This window comes from Pseudoalteromonas sp. GABNS16E (assembly GCF_028598715.1).
Classification (GTDB): domain Bacteria; phylum Pseudomonadota; class Gammaproteobacteria; order Enterobacterales; family Alteromonadaceae; genus Pseudoalteromonas; species Pseudoalteromonas atlantica.
In genome coordinates this window covers 1-1,301 of record NZ_JAQREZ010000130.1, presented here as the reverse complement: position 1 = coordinate 1,301, position 1,301 = coordinate 1, and the positions used below count along the sequence as shown (strand labels likewise).

Genomic DNA, 1,301 nt, shown 5'->3' with positions numbered 1-1,301 from the left:
TAAGTTGCTAAATAACACATGAGCGAGTGCTTTTTCAGCTAACGTTTTATCTGCGTTTTGCGGTTTATTTCTTTTTTGTATTTTGGTTTTTTTGTTATAGCGCCAATAGCTAGTTTGTTGATTTGGCATTAGGATGACAGCGCGATCATTTTCTAGGTATGCAAAATTGTCGTAGTACTGCATCATCACGCGTTCAACTGGATAATTTTTGGTGAGATCAAAGCCCACCATTGGAGTTGCTTGTTCAATTCCTAAAAGTGACAACAAAGTAACTGGTAGGTCAATTTGACTAACAAGTCTTGAGTCGCGTTTAGCCTTCATATCGCTGTTTAAAATAACCGCAGGTATGTGAAAAGACTTTAAAGGGACGGGCTCAGAGCCAAAAACACGCACATCATGGTCTGCCACAACCAAAAATACGGTGTTTTTCCAGTACGATTGTGTTTTTGCTTTATTTATAAACTTCCCTAGTGCGTAATCTGCATACTTAATTGCAAGATCACGTTTATAGTTTTCAGGGCTATACCCTTCAGGTAGTGATACCTTACCTTGTGGGATGTCAAATGGATCGTGATTGCTCGAAGTAAATACAAGACTAAAAAATGGCACTGCCGCATTACTTAGTTTAGTCAGTTCCTTATCTGCTTGTTGGAATAAGTCCTCATCACTCGCGCCCCAAGATGAGATAAACTGAGGGTTTTCAATGTGGTTGATGTCAACAATATCGTTAAATCCGTTTCCTAGGAAAAAGCTTTTCATATTGTCAAAATGACTTTCACCGCCGTAGATAAATTGAGTAATATAACCTTGTTGACTCAATACATCAGCTAATGAAAAAAAGTTATGCTGGGATTTAGATAGTTTAACTACCGAGCGAGATGGAGATGGCATAAAGCCAGTGGTAATTGCTTCAATACCTCTCACGGAGCGCGTACCCGTAGCATAAAGGTTGTCAAACCCCCACCCTTGTTGATATAGCTCATCAAGTTCAGGAGTTATACCTAACCCACCAAGTTGTCCAACAAATCGGGCACCTAAACTTTCCTCAAGTATAATTACTAAGTTTTTTTTAACTCCAGACACAAAAGGTTTGTTGTGTGCCAAGGTCGGAATATTTCCGGTGACAAACTGCTTACGATAAGAAGCCTTTTTGACTATATCTATAACTTGCTGGTGAGGCATTGTGCCATACAAATTGCTAGCACTTTTTTCGTTACCCATGTTTTTCAGCGCAAACGCAACACTGTAAGTGGAGTTAAGAACAAGTGAATTTACTAGTGAATCTTGAGAAAAATAGACTA

1 protein-coding gene is annotated in these 1,301 nt (G+C 39.0%); it reads right to left on the bottom strand.

What is annotated here, in order from left to right:
• Positions 1-1,301 (bottom strand): LTA synthase family protein (locus PSI06_RS20935; RefSeq protein ID WP_273604805.1); only part of this gene is annotated, 1,301 nt, incomplete at both ends.